Source organism: Streptomyces sp. TLI_55, assembly GCF_900206255.1.
In the GTDB taxonomy this organism is placed as follows: domain Bacteria; phylum Actinomycetota; class Actinomycetes; order Streptomycetales; family Streptomycetaceae; genus Streptomyces; species Streptomyces aquilus.
Window position 1 is genome coordinate 917508 of record NZ_OAOJ01000001.1, and the last position, 15121, is coordinate 932628.

General features: G+C 71.8%; 13 protein-coding genes. 4 read left to right on the forward strand and 9 right to left on the reverse strand.

Translation table 11 applies throughout. From position 1 onward, the window contains the following. Positions 1-35 precede the first annotated feature (35 nt). The 6 genes from CRP56_RS04385 to CRP56_RS04410 are packed head-to-tail and all read right to left on the reverse strand — an operon-like array spanning position 36 to position 6531. Positions 36-1157, reverse strand: a complete 1122-nt coding sequence (locus CRP56_RS04385; RefSeq protein ID WP_097260397.1) for a DegT/DnrJ/EryC1/StrS family aminotransferase — start codon at positions 1155-1157, stop codon at positions 36-38. After that, positions 1154-1843, reverse strand: coding sequence for an acetyltransferase (locus CRP56_RS04390; RefSeq protein WP_097260398.1), 690 nt, complete (start codon positions 1841-1843; stop codon positions 1154-1156). Before CRP56_RS04390 ends, CRP56_RS04385 begins: the two co-directional genes overlap by 4 nt. Continuing rightward, positions 1840-2979, reverse strand: coding sequence for a DegT/DnrJ/EryC1/StrS family aminotransferase (locus CRP56_RS04395; RefSeq protein WP_257040007.1), 1140 nt, complete (start codon positions 2977-2979; stop codon positions 1840-1842). The genes CRP56_RS04390 and CRP56_RS04395 overlap by 4 nt, the downstream gene beginning before the upstream one ends. Continuing rightward, positions 2976-3950, reverse strand: coding sequence for an SDR family NAD(P)-dependent oxidoreductase (locus tag CRP56_RS04400; RefSeq protein ID WP_097260402.1), 975 nt, complete (start codon positions 3948-3950; stop codon positions 2976-2978). Before CRP56_RS04400 ends, CRP56_RS04395 begins: the two co-directional genes overlap by 4 nt. Before the next feature lie 32 nt (positions 3951-3982). Then, positions 3983-5032 carry a Gfo/Idh/MocA family protein gene (locus tag CRP56_RS04405; RefSeq protein ID WP_257040008.1) on the reverse strand — a complete coding sequence of 350 codons (1050 nt, stop codon included), beginning with the start codon at positions 5030-5032 and terminating at the stop codon, positions 3983-3985. Positions 5033-5091: 59 nt separating this feature from the next. Next, positions 5092-6531: a sugar transferase gene (locus CRP56_RS04410; protein WP_097260405.1), complete on the reverse strand. Its 1440-nt coding sequence runs from the start codon at positions 6529-6531 to the stop codon at positions 5092-5094. A gap of 365 nt (positions 6532-6896) precedes the next feature. On the opposite strand from CRP56_RS04410, the gene CRP56_RS04415 reads away from it, so the two are divergent. The 4 genes from CRP56_RS04415 (at position 6897) to CRP56_RS04430 (ending at position 11743) form a co-directional block, all read left to right on the forward strand. Beyond that, the gene (locus CRP56_RS04415; protein ID WP_097260407.1) at positions 6897-7745 is read left to right on the forward strand and encodes a glycosyltransferase; all 849 of its coding nucleotides are present in this window, start codon (positions 6897-6899) and stop codon (positions 7743-7745) included. Between the two features lie 53 nt (positions 7746-7798). Further along, positions 7799-9064: an MFS transporter gene (locus CRP56_RS04420; protein ID WP_179850949.1), complete on the forward strand. Its 1266-nt coding sequence runs from the start codon at positions 7799-7801 to the stop codon at positions 9062-9064. Positions 9065-9179: 115 nt separating this feature from the next. Next, positions 9180-10202, forward strand: coding sequence for a TolB-like translocation protein (locus CRP56_RS04425; RefSeq protein WP_097260409.1), 1023 nt, complete (start codon positions 9180-9182; stop codon positions 10200-10202). Positions 10203-10348: 146 nt separating this feature from the next. Further along, complete coding sequence (locus CRP56_RS04430) at positions 10349-11743, forward strand: MFS transporter (RefSeq protein WP_097260411.1); 1395 nt, start codon at positions 10349-10351, stop codon at positions 11741-11743. A gap of 42 nt (positions 11744-11785) precedes the next feature. Here the strand turns inward: CRP56_RS04430 and CRP56_RS04435 are convergent, their stop codons facing one another. The 3 genes from CRP56_RS04435 to CRP56_RS04445 form a co-directional block, all read right to left on the reverse strand. Continuing rightward, complete coding sequence (locus CRP56_RS04435) at positions 11786-13711, reverse strand: helix-turn-helix domain-containing protein (RefSeq protein ID WP_097260413.1); 1926 nt, start codon at positions 13709-13711, stop codon at positions 11786-11788. A 67-nt stretch (positions 13712-13778) separates the two neighbouring features. Further along, a complete protein-coding gene (locus tag CRP56_RS04440) occupies positions 13779-14579 on the reverse strand; it encodes a 3-hydroxybutyrate dehydrogenase (protein WP_097260416.1) in 801 nt (266 codons plus the stop codon). A 54-nt stretch (positions 14580-14633) separates the two neighbouring features. Next, positions 14634-15113: an NUDIX hydrolase gene (locus CRP56_RS04445; protein ID WP_097260418.1), complete on the reverse strand. Its 480-nt coding sequence runs from the start codon at positions 15111-15113 to the stop codon at positions 14634-14636. Positions 15114-15121: the final 8 nt, after the last annotated feature.

Consider the following 15121-nt stretch of genomic DNA (forward strand, 5'->3'; position numbering starts at 1 on the left):
GCCGACCCGTGCGGTCGGGGCGGAGCGGGGACCAGTCAGCCGGCGAGCGCGTCGGTGAGCGTCTCGACGACGCGCTGCTGCTGGTCGGGGGTGATCTGCGGGAACAGCGGCAGCGACAGGATGCGGTCCGCTGCCTTCTCGGCGTGGGGGAAGTCGCCGCGCTCGTGACCGAGGTGGGCGTACGCCGGAGTGAGGTGCACGGGGGCGGGATAGTGCACCCCGGCACCGATGCCCTCGGCGTTGAGCTTGCCGACGAGGGCGTCGCGGTCGGCGTCGGTGACCTGGACGACGTACAGGTGCCAGACATGGGCGTTGCCGGGTGTCGTCACCGGGCGCAGGATGCGGCCGGCGTCGGCGAGTTGGGTGAGCAGTTCGTCGTAGCGGGCCGCCGCCGCCCGCCGGGCCGCGTTGCCGTCCGCGAGCCGCTTGAGCTTGGCGCGCAGGACGACGGCCTGGAGTCCGTCGAGGCGGCTGTTGAACCCGGGTACGTCGTGGCGGTACTTGGCGACGCCGCCGTGGTTGGCGATGGCCCGCACCAGGTCGGCGGCCGTTTCGTCGTCGGTGAGGACGGCACCCGCGTCGCCGTAGGCGCCCAGGTTCTTGCCGGGGTAGAAGCTGGTGGCCGCGATGCCGCCGCTGCCGGGGGTACGGCCGTCGCGGGTGGCGCCCTGGCACTGGGCGGCGTCCTCCACGACTGTGACACGGTCGGGCAGTTGGCTCCGGAGCGCGTTCACCTCGGCCATCTGGCCGTACAGGTGCACCGGCACGACCGCTCGGGTCGCCGGGCCGACGGCGGCCAACGCGGCCTGGGGATCGAGGAGATGACTGTCGGGCAGGCAGTCCGCGAGGACGGGGCGGGCGCCGATCCTGGCGACGGCACCGGCCGTGGCGATGAAGGTGTTGGCGGGCACGACGACCTCGTCGCCGGGCCGTACTCCGCTTGCGCGCAGGGCGAGTTCGACGGCGTCGGTGCCGTTGGCGACGCCCACGACGTGTCCGACCCGGCCGAAGTCGGCGTACTCCCGCTCGAACTCGCGTACTTCGTCGCCGCCGATGAACGCGGTGCGGGCGAGGATCCGTTCGAAGCCGGCCCGCACCTCCTCGGCGACCTCTTCGTGGGCCGCCTTCAGGTCCACGAGCGGAATGTGGTTGTTCACGTGGCCGGTCCCCCCATAGTTCGCGTCACAAGTTCTGCCAGCGCCGCGGCGCCCGCCTCGCGCAGCCGCCGCGCCGGGCTCCCCACCCAGACCTCGCCCGGCGGAACGTCGCCGAGCACGCTGCTGCCCATGCCGATCTGCGACCAGGCGCCGATCGTGGTGCCTTCCCTGACCAGGACGCCGGAGCCGACATAGGCGCCCCGCTCCAGCCGTACTCCCCCACCCAGCCGGACGCCCGCGGTGAGCGTCGCGTAGTCCTCGATCACGTCGTCGTGGGTGAGGACGACGTGCGGCATCACCGAGACATGCGCGCCGACCCGCACCGCGGCGGTCAGCACACAGTGCGCGAGCAGCACCGAGCCGGGACCGATCACCGAGGTGCCGGACACCACGGCCGTCGGGTGGACGACGGTGGCGTACCGCTCCTCGGGCAGGCCGAACCGGCGGATCAGCCGGGCGCGGGCCGCGTAGTCCCGCGGGTTGCCGACGCACACCACGACCCGGACGTCGGGCAGGTCGTGCACCAGGTCGCCACCGCCCAGCACGGGTACGCCGTCCACCTCGGTGCCGTGCAGGGCGGGGTTGTCGTCGAGGTGTCCGAGCAGCTCGAACTCGCCCGCGTCCCGCACCGCCTGTGCGGTCTCCCGGGCGAAGCCACCGGCGCCGACGATCACAAGTCCGGTCATCCACCCGCCTGTTCGCGCAGCGCGGTGACCACCCGGTCCTGCTGGGCCTCGGTCATCGTGTGGAACAGCGGCAGGATCAGCGAGTCGCGGGTGATCCGCTCGGTGACGGGCAGCGGGGCGTGCGGGTGGTCGGCGTAGGCCGGTTCGAGGTGCGCGGCCATGATCCCGCGCCGGGCGGAGACCCCGGCGTCGGCGAGCGCGCCGAGCAGGTCGTCCCGGCCGACGGGGAAGTCCACGTCCAGCAGCACCCAGTACGACTGGAAGTTGGACTGCCCGTGCGCGGGATCGCGTACGACGGTGAGGCCGGGGACGTCCCGCAGCAACGCGTCGTATCGGGCGGCCAGTTCACGACGGCGGGCGATCATCGCGTCGAGCTTGCCGAGCTGGACCATGCCGATCGCGGCCTGGACGTCGGTCATCCGGTAGTTGAAGCCGACCTCCAGGTAGTTCTCCAGCACGGGCTTGTTGCTGGCGTGGCGCTCGGCCGCCGAGGCGTTCATGCCGTGCTCGCGCAGCCGACGCAGCCGGGCGGCCCACTCGGCGTCGTCGGTGGTGAGCATGCCGCCCTCGCCGGTGGTGACGAGCTTGCGGGGGTGGAAGGACCAGGCGGCGAGCAGCGCCCCGTGTCCGACCGGCTTGCCGCCGACCGTGGAACCGATCGCGCAGGCCGCGTCCTCGACCAGGGGCAGGTCCCAGTCGGCGCAGGCGGACCGCAGGGCGGCCACGTCGGCGGGGACGCCGCCTTGGTGAACGGCCAGCACCGCCTTGGTCCTTGGCGTCCGTACCGCGTCCACGGTGGCCGGGGTCAGGTTGCCGGTGGCGAGGTCGACGTCGGCGAACACCGGCTCGGCGCCGACGTACCGTACGGCGTTGGCGGTGGCGATGAACGACAGCGAGGGCACCACGACCTCGTCGCCGGGGCCGAGGTCCAGGGCGACGAGGGACAGGTGCAGGGCGGTGGTGCAGGAGCTGACGGCGATGCCGTGCTCGGCGCCGACCCGTTCCGCGAAGGCCTTCTCGAAGGCGGCGACGCGCGGGCCCTGGGCGACCCATCCCGACAGCACGGCGTCGGAGGCGGCCTGGGCCTCCTCCTCGCCGAGCCACGGGATCATCACCGGGATGCGGTCGGTGCTCACTTGGCGGCCTCCCGCTCCGCGCGCCACCATTCGACCAGGTCCTTCAGGCCCGTGCGCAGGTCGATCTGTGCCGTGAACCCAAGGCGTTCGGCCGCCCGGGAGGTGTCGGCGAGGCGGCGGCTGACGCCGTTCACGGCGCGGGCGGGACCGTGCACCGGCTCAAGTCCCGTCGCCCCCATGGCCTCCAGCAGGCCCTCGGCGAGTTCCTTCAGCGACGTCTCCGTGCCGCTCGCCACGTTGAAGACCTCGTCGGTGATGTCCGACTCGGCGGCCAGCACATTGGCCCTCGCGATGTCGCGGACGTCGACGAAGTCCATGGTCTGCGTGCCGTCGCCGAGGATCAGCGGCGGCTCGCCCGCCTCGATGCGCTCCATCCAGCGGATGAGGACCTCGGTGTACAGGCCGTGGATGTCCATCCGGGGGCCGTAGACGTTGAAGTAGCGCAGCGCCACGTAGTCCAGGTCGTACATGGCGTGAAAACTGCGCAGCATGCCCTCGTTGAAGGCCTTCGCGGCGCCGTAGAAGGTGTCGTTGTTGTACGGGTGGTGCCGCTCGGTCGTCGGGAACTCCTCGGCCATGCCGTAGACGGACGCCGAGGACGAGGCGATCACCTTGGACACGCCCGCCGCGGCCGCCGCCTCCAGGACGTTGAACGTCCCGTCGACCAGCACCTCGTTGGCGAGCCGCGGCTCCTCCGCGCACTGGGTGATACGGATCGCTGCGAGGTGGAACACCAGGTCGGCGCCCTCCGTCACCTTCTTCACGGTGTCGATGTCGCGCACGTCGCCCTCGACGACCTCCACCACCCCGCTCGGCAGGGCCTGCGCGAGGTTGGCGCGCCGTCCGCGCACGAAGTTGTCGAGTACGACGATCTCGCGGGCGCCGCCTTCGGCGAGGAGGTCGACGAGGTTGGAGCCGATGGTGCCGGCTCCCCCGGTGACCAGGATCTTCTTGCCACGAACGCTGCTCAACTGCTGTGCCCTCTCACGTGTGGTGATGTCGTTCAACGCCCGGCGCGCAGGCCGACGACCGCGCCCTTGAACTCGAGGCTGCGGGAGGCGGCTTCGAGGATGTCCAGCACGCGCAGGCCCGCGCGGCCGTCGGTCAGCGGCGCCCGGCGCTCGCGGATGGCGTCGCCGAACTCGTCGACCATGCCGCGCAGCGCCTCCTTCTCGCCGAGGGCGGGCGCGACCATGTCGCCGGAGCGGTAGGAGACGAGCATGTCCCGGCGTTCGTCCGCGCCGATCTCCTGCGGCGAGGCCAGATCCACGCCCCGGTCGTAGACGGCCACCCGCTGCAGGGGGTTGAGGTCGTCCCAGACGAGGGTGCGCTTGGCGCCGCCGACCATGGTGGTGCGCACCTTGGTCGGGGAGAGCCAGTTGACGTGCACGTGGGCGATGGCGCCGGTGTTGAGCGTGAGCGTCAGATAGGCGACGCAGGCCTGACCGGCGCCGATCGGGTCGGCCCCGTGGGCGGCGACGGCGACCGGTTCGACGCCCGCGGGGAGGATGAAGTCCAGGATCGACAGGTCGTGCGGGGCCAGGTCCCACATGACGTCGATGTCCTTCTGGACCAGCCCGAGGTTGATGCGCACGGAGTCGACGAAGTGGATCTCGCCGAGTTCGCCGGAGTGGACCATGTCCCTGATCCGGCCCACGGCGGGCGTGTAGCAGTAGGTGTGGTCGCACATCAGGGTGAGGCCGCGGTCCTCCGCCTCGGTCACCAGGCGCATCCCGTCGGCGTAGGTCGCCGCGAGCGGCTTCTCGACGAGGACGTGCTTTCCGGCGCGCAGGGCGGCCAGCGCGATGTCGAGGTGGGTGCCGGCGGGCGTGGCCACGGCGACGGCGGCCACGTCGGGGTCGGCGAGGACGGCCGCGTAGTCGGCGGTGGCCTGGACGGTGGAGTAGCCGCCGAGGACCCGCTGGGCGCGGTCCACGTCGAGGTCGCACAGCCAGCGCAGCCTGAACCGCTCGCTGGCCTGGAAGTTGCGGACGAGGTTGGGACCCCAGTAACCGGCCCCGACGACCGCGACCCCCATCGGCTCCTGCGTCACAGCGCTCCTCTTTCCTCGGTTCTTCGGTAGGTCGCGGTTCTCCGTTAGGTCCCGGCTCATCAGTAGGCCCCCGTTCCGCGCACCACCACGGACCCGGTGCGCAGGAGGATGGTCAGGTCGAGGCCCATCGACCAGTTGTCCACGTATCCGAGATCGAGCCGTACGGCCTCGTCCCAGGGCAGGTCGGAGCGGCCGCTGACCTGCCACAGCCCGGTGAGTCCCGGCTTGACGAGCAGGCGCCGTTTGATGTCCGCGGTGTACTCCTCGACCTCCGCCGGCAGCGGGGGCCGGGGGCCGACGAGCGACATGTGGCCGCGCACCACGTTGAGCAGCTGGGGCAGTTCGTCGAGCGAGCTGCGGCGCAGGAACGCGCCGACGCGGGTGACGCGCGGGTCCTGCTTCACCTTGAACAGCAGCCCGTCGCTGTTCTCGTTGAGGTGCGCCAGTTCCGCCTTGAGGGCCTCCGAATCGGGCCGCATCGTCCGGAACTTGAACATGGTGAAGTGGTCGCCGTACCGGCCCACCCGCTGCTGGCGGAAGAGCGCGGGGCCGGAGCTGTCCAGCCGTACGACCAGCGCGACGGCCAGCATGGGCAGTGCCAGGAGAAGCAGCAGCACAGCGGCGAGGGAACGATCCAGCAGTTCCTTGGGCAGCCGGGAGAACCGGGAGAGGTTCGGCGCCTGGATCCGCACCAGCGGCACACCGTTGGTGGGCCGGACCGTGAGCCGGGCGGCGGACACGTCGGCCAGCGTCGGGGCCAGCAGGAAGTCGACGCCCTGCGCGGCCGCCGCCCAGGACATCCGGCGCAGGACGAAGGCGTCCAGCTCGGGCGCCGGGAGCACCACCATGGCGTTGACGCCCATGGCCCGCACGACGTCGTTCATGTCGTCGACGCCGCCGAGGACGGGTATCCCCAGCGCGCGGATGTCCGGGGCGTTCTCGGGATCGGTCAGGCACACTCCCGCCAGCTGAAGCGCCTGTGCGCCGCCGCGGCGCAGCACGCCGACCAGCTCCAGGATGCCGCGCGAGGGCCCGACCAGAAGGGTCGAGCTGCGGTCCCGGCCGCGGGCCCAGCGCCTGAGCAGTCCACGGCGCAGCAGGTGCCGGACCGGCAGGGCGATCAGGACAGCGGGTACCGCGGCCATGGTCATGTCATGGAGAAGGGCCGCATCATGCGTGAACAGCCAGTACGCGGCGGCGGCCAGCGCCGGCAGCGCGACGGCTCCGCGCAGCACCCTGCGGTACTCCTCGGTGCCCTGCCCCAGGGCACCGCGGTCGTAGGTGCGATGGGCGAGCATCGCCAGGATCCAGGTCGGAGGCAGCACGAGGGCCACCGCCCAGCGGCCGTAGGCTCCGTGGATCACCAACGCCGCGGCAACGGCCGCGAGGCCGTCCGCGACCAGCAGAACGGTCCGGTACTTACGGTCCCAGGGTCTTCGTCGAGCGACCGGACGTCTAAGTTCCGCATCCAAGTGCTCATGCGTGACCTCAATGGTCATGGCCCCCCACCACAGGCGCAGCTACCCCTGGCCGCAAGAGATCAGGACATACCGTCGCACGTCCGCGGCAGGGCTGGATCAGTGCCGTCGTGTCTCCTCCACACGGCGGCACCGGAATCAAGAAAGCAGAGCCAAGAAGCAATCAAGAAGGCCTGCGACGGTTCCCCAACCGCCCCACGCCCTTTGCAAGTTGGTCAATGAGAGTTTCCCATCCGGTTACCGAGGCTGAGCCTTGGCATGCCTTCAGAGGCAAATCCCCTCCCTCACCAGCCTGGCGGCTCTCAATCTAGAGCATTGACCACAGTCACGGGAACAGTTGGACGAAACACACATCGCAATCGCGACACCAACGCCATACTGCCCAGGTGACGAGCATCGTGATACCGGCTCACAACGAGGAGCGCGTCATCGGCCGGCTCCTCGATTCGCTGCTGGACGACCCCGCGGACGGCCGGGCCGACATCGTCGTCGTGTGCAACGGCTGCACCGACGACACAGCCCGAATCGCATCCGAACGCGGCCCGCGCGTAACGGTGGTGGAGATCCCGGTCCCCTCCAAGCACGCGGCGCTGCGCGCGGGCGACGAGCACGCGCTCGGCTTCCCCCGGATCTACGTGGACGCCGACGTCGTCCTCACGGGCGCGGACGTACGCGCCCTCGCCGAGCCCCTGGCCGACGGCGCCTCGGGCATCCTTGCCACCGCCCCCGAACGTCATCTCCCGCTGGCCGGCTGCGCCTGGCGGGTGCGCGCCTACTACCGGGTGTGGCAGCGCCTCCCGGCGGTGCGCGAGGGCCTGTTCGGGAGAGGTGTCATCGCGGTCTCCAAGGAGGGGCACGCCCGGATCGCCGCGCTGCCCCCGCTGATGGCGGACGACCTGGCGGCGTCCCTGGCGTTCACCGCCGAGGAGCGGCGCGTGGTCGCCGGGGCGCGGGTCGTGGTCCATCCGCCGCGCACCTGGCGGGACTTGATCAAACGGCGGATCCGGGCCATGGTCTCCACGGCACAGGTCGAGGAGCAGCGCGGGCCGGAGGAGGCCTCGGCCCGCACCAGCACGGCTGACCTCAAGGCCGTGCTCCGCAGGGAGCCGACGCTGATCACGAGTGTCGTCGTCTTCGCCGCGGCGGCGGTCGTGGCCCGGCGGCAAGCCCAAAAGGCCATCCGGGCAAGGGACTTCGACACCTGGCTGCGGGACGACAGCAGTCGGCAGAACTGATCGCACCGCACCTGGAGTTCAGCTCGTGTAGCACCGCACCTGGAGTTCAGCTCATGTACCTCACCGACCGTTCCGCCACGCCGGAGGCGGACACCACTCCGGGCCGAAGACGCGGCCCGGGGCCCCGGGTCGCCCCGGTCGTGCTCGTGCTGGGCACGGTCAGCCTGATCACCGACGTCTCCTCGGAGATGGTCACCGCCGTCCTCCCGCTCTACCTCGTCACCACGCTCGGCTTCAGCCCGCTGGGCTTCGGCGCCCTCGACGGCGTCTACAACGGCGTCAGCGCCCTGGTCCAGCTCACCGGCGGCCACCTCGCCGACCGGATCCGCAACCACAAGCTGCTGGCCGGGCTCGGCTACGGCCTGTCCGCGCTGTGCAAGCCGCTGCTCCTGCTCGCCGGCAGCATCGGCGCCCTCGGCACCGTCCTGGCCCTGGACCGCACCGGCAAGGGGCTGCGCACCGCCCCGCGCGACGCGATGATCTCCCTGTCGACACCGGTCGAGCGGCAGGGCCGGGCCTTCGGTGTGCACCGGGCGATGGACACCACCGGCGCGATGCTCGGACCGCTGGCCGCCTTCTTCATCCTGCGCGCCGCGGCCGACGGCTACGACGCCGTGTTCGGCGTGAGCGCGTGCGTCGCTGTGCTCGGCGTGATCGTCCTCCTGCTGTTCGTGCCCGGCAAGCGGCGCGACACGCAAGACGGTGCCGGGGCCGAGCCGAGGCCGCCGGTCCGGGTCGCAGAGGCCCTCGCCCTGCTGCGGCTGCCCCGGCTGCGGGCGCTGGCGGGCTGTGCCGCGCTGCTCGGTCTGACCACCGTCAGCGACGCGTTCGTCTATCTGCTGCTGCAGCGCCGGGCGGGAGTCGGCGAGGAGTGGTTCACGCTGCTGCCCCTGGGCACGGCGGTGGTGTTCCTGCTGCTGGCCGTGCCGCTCGGCGCGCTGGCCGACCGGATCGGGCGGCGCACGGTGTTCCTCGCCGGCCACGTCGGCCTGCTCACCGCGTACGCCCTGCTGCTGTGGGCGCCGGACACCCCGCTGCTGGTCCCCGCCGTCCTCGCCCTGCACGGCTCGTTCTACGCGGCCACCGACGGGGTCCTGCCGGCCGCGCTGGCCGGGGTCGTGCCCGAGCATCTGCGCGCCAGCGGCCTCGCCATCGTCGGCACCAGCCAGGCGCTGGCCCGGTTCTGCTGCTCGCTCGCCTTCGGCGCCGCCTGGACCGTGTGGGGCGACGGCACGGCACTCGCGGGCTCGGCGATCGGCCTGCTGTGCTGCGCGGCGGTCGCGGGCGTGGTGCTACGACCGTCCGGCGGGCCACGATGACCGGCGCACCGCCCACCGGCACCGTCGTGGTACTACGACCGCCCGGCGAGCCACGATGACCGGCGCACCGCCCACCGGCACCAGCACAGAACCGACAACCGCCCCAAGGAACCCCATGACTTCGCTCCGCCGCCGCCTGCTCATCCTCGTCGCGGCGGTCGTCCTGCTCGCGGGTCTGGCGACCGGCCTGGTCCTGCACGCCGCCGACCGCGCCGACGAGGCCAACCGGCCGCAGGCCGGCGGACCCGCCGTCAGCTCCGGGAAGCTGACGCTCGACCGCAAGAACCTCCTGACGTTCGTCAACGCGGCCGCTGGCCCGCACCGCACGGCCGTCGCCTCGGTACCGTCCGCCGACCCCGGCGCCGGCCGGACCGCGTCCGACCTGAAGTGCGCCCGCTTCTACGCCGCGGCGGGCACGGGCATCTGCCTCCAGTCCGACACCGGCGTCCTCAAGCAGAGCAACCGCGCCCTTCTCCTGGACGCCGAACTGCGCACCGTACGGACCTTCCCGCTCGCGGGCATCCCGAGCCGGGCCCGGGTCTCGCCGAGCGGCCGCTTCGTCGCCTGGACGGTGTTCGTGTCCGGCGAGTCGTACGCGTCCGCCTTCTTCTCCACCCGCACCTCGCTCCTCGACACCCGCACGATGAAGCTGATCCCCAGCCTGGAGACCTTCTCGATCACCCTGGACGGGAAGCCGTACAAGGCGGCGGACGTCAACTTCTGGGGCGTCACCTTCGCCTCCGACGACGACACCTTCTACGCCACCTTGAACACCGCCGACAAGACGTATCTGGTGCGGGGCTCGCTCTCGGCGAAGTCGGTGACCACGCTCGTCGAGAACGTGGAGTGCCCCTCCCTCTCCCCCGACGGAACCCGGGTCGCCTTCAAGAAGCGGGTGCTCTCCCGTACCGACCTTTGGCGCGAATACGTCCTCGATCTGCGCACCTTGCGCGCGACCCCGCTCGCCGAACGCCACAGCGTCGACGACCAGGCCACCTGGCTCGACGACGACACCGTCGCCTACGCCCTGCCCACCGAGGGCAAGGTCGGCAGCACCGACCTGTGGAGCGTCCCCGCGAACGGCAAGGGAGAGCCACGGCTGTTGATCGCGAGCGCGTCGTCCCCTGCCCCGCTGTAGACGCGGCGTTTCCACACCCGAGCATGGTGGTCTGACGCATAGCCGTGCCCCGAACTATGTTGTCCCGCCACATGTGCGCCTGACCTGCGTGTTCCTACGGTGTGCGACACGTACCCGTCCCCACAGCACACGAGGAAGTGGCGCTCATGGCCTCCGCAGCATCCGCTCCACCCACGCCCACCACACCGGGCAACCTGAAGCGCATCGTCGCCGCCAGCCTCATCGGCACGACCATCGAGTGGTACGACTTCTTCCTCTACGGCTCCGCCGCCGCCCTCGTCTTCAACAAGCTGTTCTTCCCGGACTCCGACCCCCTGGTCGGCACCCTGCTGTCGTTCCTCACGTACGCCGTCGGTTTCGCCGCCCGCCCGCTCGGTGCCCTCGTCTTCGGGCACTACGGCGACCGTCTCGGCCGCAAGAAGCTGCTGGTGCTGAGCCTGCTGCTGATGGGCGGGGCGACCTTCGCGATCGGTCTGCTGCCCACGCACGCGACGGTCGGCTCGGCCGCTCCCGTGCTGCTGACCGCGTTGCGCCTGGTCCAGGGCTTCGCGCTCGGCGGCGAGTGGGGCGGGGCCGTCCTGCTGGTGTCCGAGCACGGCGACGCCAGGCGGCGCGGATTCTGGGCCTCCTGGCCGCAGACCGGCGCACCCGCGGGCCAGCTCCTGGCCACCGGTGTGCTGTCCCTGCTCACGGCGGTCCTCTCGGACAGCGCCTTCACCAGCTGGGGCTGGCGGATACCGTTCCTGCTCTCCGGCGTCCTGGTGATGGTCGGTCTGTGGATTCGTCTCTCTGTCGATGAATCGCCTGTCTTCAAGCAGGCGTTGGCGCAGGCCGAGGCCCGCAAGGCCGAGCAGGACACCGCCGCGGAGAAGCTGCCCCTCGTCTCCGTGCTGCGCCACCACTGGCGCGACGTCCTGGTCGCGATGGGCGCGCGCATGGCCGAGAACATCAGCTACTACGTCATCACCGCCTTCATCCTCGTCTACGCCACCACCGCCGCGGACGTCTCCAAGCAGACCGCCCTCAACGCGGTCCTGATCGCCTCGGCGGTGCACTTCGCGGTGATCCCGCTGTGGGGCGCGCTGTCGGACCGCATCGGCCGGCGTCCGGTGTATCTGCTCGGCGCGGCCGGCATCGGCCTGTGGATGTTCCCGTTCTTCTCCCTCATCGACACCGGCGACTTCGGCAACCTGATCCTCGCCATCACCGTCGGTCTGGTGCTGCACGGTGCGATGTACGCACCCCAAGCCGCCTTCTTCGCCGAGATGTTCGCGACCCGGATGCGCTACTCGGGCGCCTCGATCGGCGCCCAGTTCGCCTCGGTCGCGGCGGGCGCCCCGGCGCCCCTCATCGCCACCGCGCTGCTGGAGGACTACGACAGCTCCACGCCGATCGCCCTGTACGTCATCGCCGCGGCGGTGCTGACGCTCATCGCGGTGGGCGTGGCCAAGGAGACCCGCAACCGGGACCTGGCCGACGTGGAGTCCACGGCCGACGCGGAATCCGTGACGACGGCGACGGCGGACGCCCGGACCGTCTGATCACCCGCCCACCGGCCCCCGTACGCGCCTCGCGTACGGGGGTCAGTGCGGTGCGGGTGCGGAGAGTATGTGCAGCCGCAGCGCGAGCTGGATCTCCAGCGCGCGGGCGGGGCTCTGCCAGTCGTCGCCCAGGAGACGGCCGATGCGCTCCAGGCGCTGGGCGACGGTGTTCACATGGACGTGCAGCTCGTCTTTCGTACGGGCCGGGCTCATGCCGCAGGCGAAGTAGGCGTCGAGGGTGCGCAGCAGATCCGTGCCGCGTCGTTCGTCGTACGAGACGACCTGGCCGATCGTGCGGTCGACGAAGCCGGTGATGTCGCGGTCTCCGGCCAGCAGCAGGCCCAGGAACCCGAAGTCCTCGGCGGCCGCTCCATCACCGGTGCGGCCGAGGAGCCGCAGCGCGTCGAGGCAGCGCCGGCCCTCCTCGTAGGCGGCGGTCACGGTGTCCGGGCGGCTGGCCAGGTCCTCGACGGGGGCGGAGGCGCCGACGGTGACCGCCTCGTGGACGGCCGTGCCGAGGTGGCGGGCGGTGCGGCGGGCCAAGGCGGTCGCGGTGTCGCCGGGTTTCAGGGGAAGCAGCAGGACGGTGCCGCCGTCGCGGGCGGCGGCCAGGCCGTGCCGGGTGGCGGCGAGGTGGGAGGCGGCGGACCACAGGCGTCTGCGGGCGTCGGCCTCCTGCTCGGCGTCGGCGGTGGTGCCGTCGAGGCGGGCGGCGAGGACCACGTGGGTGGCGTCGAGGTCGGCGTGCAGGCGGGAGGCGCGCTCGCGCAGCAGGCGGGGGTCGCGGTCGCGGGCGTCGAGGAGGTCGTCGAGGAGCTCGCCTCGGACGCGTTGTTCGGCCTCGGCGGCGGAGCGCCTGGCGAGCAGGAGCAGCGAGGTGACCATCGCCGCGCGCTCCAGGGTGCGCTGGTCGACGGGGTCGAGTCCGGGGTGGCCGTGCAGGACGAGCGCGCCGAGGAGTTCTCCGCCGGCTGCGACGGCCGCGACCCAGTCGTCGCGATGGCGTACCGCGTGTCCTTCGGCGCGGGAGGCCTCCAGGGCGTCGGCCGGTGCGGCCTCGGCGTCCAGGAACTCGACCGTGCCGTGCAGGACCTCGGCGACGGCCGCCGCCACGTCGTGCACCCCGCCGCCGCGCAGCACGAGTTCGGCGAGCCGGTCGTGGACGTCGGAGGCGCGCTCGATGACTCCGCTGCGGTCGCGGATGATCTCGTTGGCGCGCTCCAGGTCGGCGAGGGCCGAGCGGGTCTCGGTGAGGAGGTTCGCGGTGTCGATGGCGGCCGCGGCCAGCGCAGCGAAGGAGCCGAGCAATGCGATCTGCTCCCGCTCGAAGACCCGGGCACGCCGGTCGGCGGCGAACAGCACCCCGATGACGTGGTCCCCCAGCGTCAGGGGCACGCCGAGGATCGCGACCAGGCCTTCGTCCCGCACTCCGGCGTCGATGGTGCGGGTGTGCTGGAAGCGGTCGTCCTTGAAGTAGTCGTCGGTGACGTAGGGGCGGGAGGTCTGGGCGACGAGGCCGCCGAGCCCCTCCCCCATGCCGAGCCGCAGTTGCTGGAAGCGGGCGGCGACGGAGCCCTCGGTGACCCGCATGTAGGTGTCGCCCTGGGCCGGGTCGTTGAGGCTGAGGTAGGCGACGTCCGTGTTGAGCAGCGACCGGGCGCGCTGCACGATCGCCCGCAGGACGGCGTCCAGGTCGCGCAGTCCCGCCAGGTCGTGCGCGGTCTCGAAGAGCGCGGACAGCTCGGCCTCGCGGCGGCGCCTGCCCTCCAGCTCCGAGCGCACGCGCAGCGCGACCAGCTTGGCCTCCTCGAGCGCGGTGATCCGCTCGGCGGGGTGTCCCTCGGCGCGGGCGAGCAGCACCGGCTGCTCGTAGGCGTCGGCGGACGCGCCCCGGGCCAGCAGTTCGAGGAACGGGGCCTCGGCGCTGCCGGTCGGGCGTTCGGCGGACTGCACGTGATCGCGGGACATGCTCACAGGATTCCTCATCGCACGCTCACCTCGTCAGCCCTGTGGAAAACCCTGGAGGGCCCACGGCTCAATGCGCCGTCCAGCCCCCGTCCAGCACCAGGGACGTGCCGGTCACGAACGAGGCCTGCGGGCCGCACAGATACGCGACGGCGTCGGCGACCTCCGCCGGCTCGATGAGCCGCTTGACCGCGCTGTCCTGGAGGAGCACCTCGGTCAGGACGCGCTCCTCGGGGATGCCGTGCGCCCGCGCCTGGTCGGCGAGCTGCTTCTCGACCAGCGGGGTGCGCACATAGGCGGGGTTCACGCAGTTGGAGGTGACGCCGTGCGGGGCGCCTTCCAGGGCGGCCGTCTTGGACAGGCCCTCCAGGCCGTGCTTGGCGGCCACGTACGCCGACTTGTAGGCGGAGGCGCGCAGTCCGTGCACCGAGGAGATGTTGACGATACGGCCCCAGCCCTGCCCGTACATGTGCGGCAGGGCGCCCCGCACCAGCCGGAACGGGGCCTCCAGCATCACGGTGAGCACCGTGTGGAAGACGTCGGGCGGGAACTCCTCGATGGGGCGTACCAGTTGCAGCCCGGCGTTGTTGACCAGGACGTCGGTCCCGGCGGCGGCGAGTTCGGCGGCGTCCAGGTCGGTGAGGTCGAGGACGTGCGGTTCGACGGCGCCCGCGAGGCCGCTGGCCGCGTCGACGAGCTCCTCCAGCCCCGCGGCGTCCCGGTCCACCGCTCTCACCTTCGCGCCGGCCGCAGCGAGCCGCAGCACGCAGGCGCGCCCGATGCCGCCGGCGGCGCCGGTGACGAGGGCGGTGCGGCCGCCGAGGTCGAGCGTGGGGGCGTAGGGGGCCGGGAGGGCGCGAGCAGCTGTCATGACACGACCCTAGGCAGCCGCCGCACCTCACCCCATGTGGCCGCAGCCCATACTTCAGGCGGATCCAGTGGGGTCGAACCATGTGGGTGCGTCCGCCAGGGCCTGCTTGATGCGGAACTTCCCGAACTCGTTCAGCTCGGGCAGGGCGTCCACGTCGAACCAGCCCACCTCAAGCGACTCGTCGTCGTTGACCTTGGCCTCGCCGTCGACGGCCCGGCAGCGCACGGTGATGTCCATGTACTGGCAGAGGTCACCGTTGGGATAGGTGATCGGCTCCAGCGCCTGGACGAGGACGATCCGCTCGGCGACGCAGCGCACCGCCGTCTCCTCGAACACCTCGCGCACCGCGCAGGCTGCGGGCTGCTCCCCCGGCTCCGGGATACCGCCGATCAGCGCCCACCGACGGGTGTCGGAGCGCCGGTTCAGCAGCACTCTGCCCTCGTCGTCGAAGACGACGGCGGCGACTCCGGGAAGCCAGAGCAGCTGATGACCGACGGAGGCACGGAGATCACGGATGAAGTCGGGAGTAGCCATGCCCCGAC

What these genes read in the sequence shown, in the direction of transcription:
- CRP56_RS04420 (WP_179850949.1), top strand. Translation starts at nt 7,799, where the DNA reads ATGTACCTCACCGACCGTTCCGCCACGCCGGAGGCGGACACCACTCCG.
- CRP56_RS04425 (WP_097260409.1), top strand. Translation starts at nt 9,180, where the DNA reads ATGACTTCGCTCCGCCGCCGCCTGCTCATCCTCGTCGCGGCGGTCGTC.
- CRP56_RS04435 (WP_097260413.1), bottom strand. Translation starts at nt 13,711, where the DNA reads ATGTCCCGCGATCACGTGCAGTCCGCCGAACGCCCGACCGGCAGCGCC.
- CRP56_RS04410 (WP_097260405.1), bottom strand. Translation starts at nt 6,531, where the DNA reads ATGACCATTGAGGTCACGCATGAGCACTTGGATGCGGAACTTAGACGT.
- CRP56_RS04440 (WP_097260416.1), bottom strand. Translation starts at nt 14,579, where the DNA reads ATGACAGCTGCTCGCGCCCTCCCGGCCCCCTACGCCCCCACGCTCGAC.
- CRP56_RS04430 (WP_097260411.1), top strand. Translation starts at nt 10,349, where the DNA reads ATGGCCTCCGCAGCATCCGCTCCACCCACGCCCACCACACCGGGCAAC.
- CRP56_RS04445 (WP_097260418.1), bottom strand. Translation starts at nt 15,113, where the DNA reads ATGGCTACTCCCGACTTCATCCGTGATCTCCGTGCCTCCGTCGGTCAT.
- CRP56_RS04390 (WP_097260398.1), bottom strand. Translation starts at nt 1,843, where the DNA reads ATGACCGGACTTGTGATCGTCGGCGCCGGTGGCTTCGCCCGGGAGACC.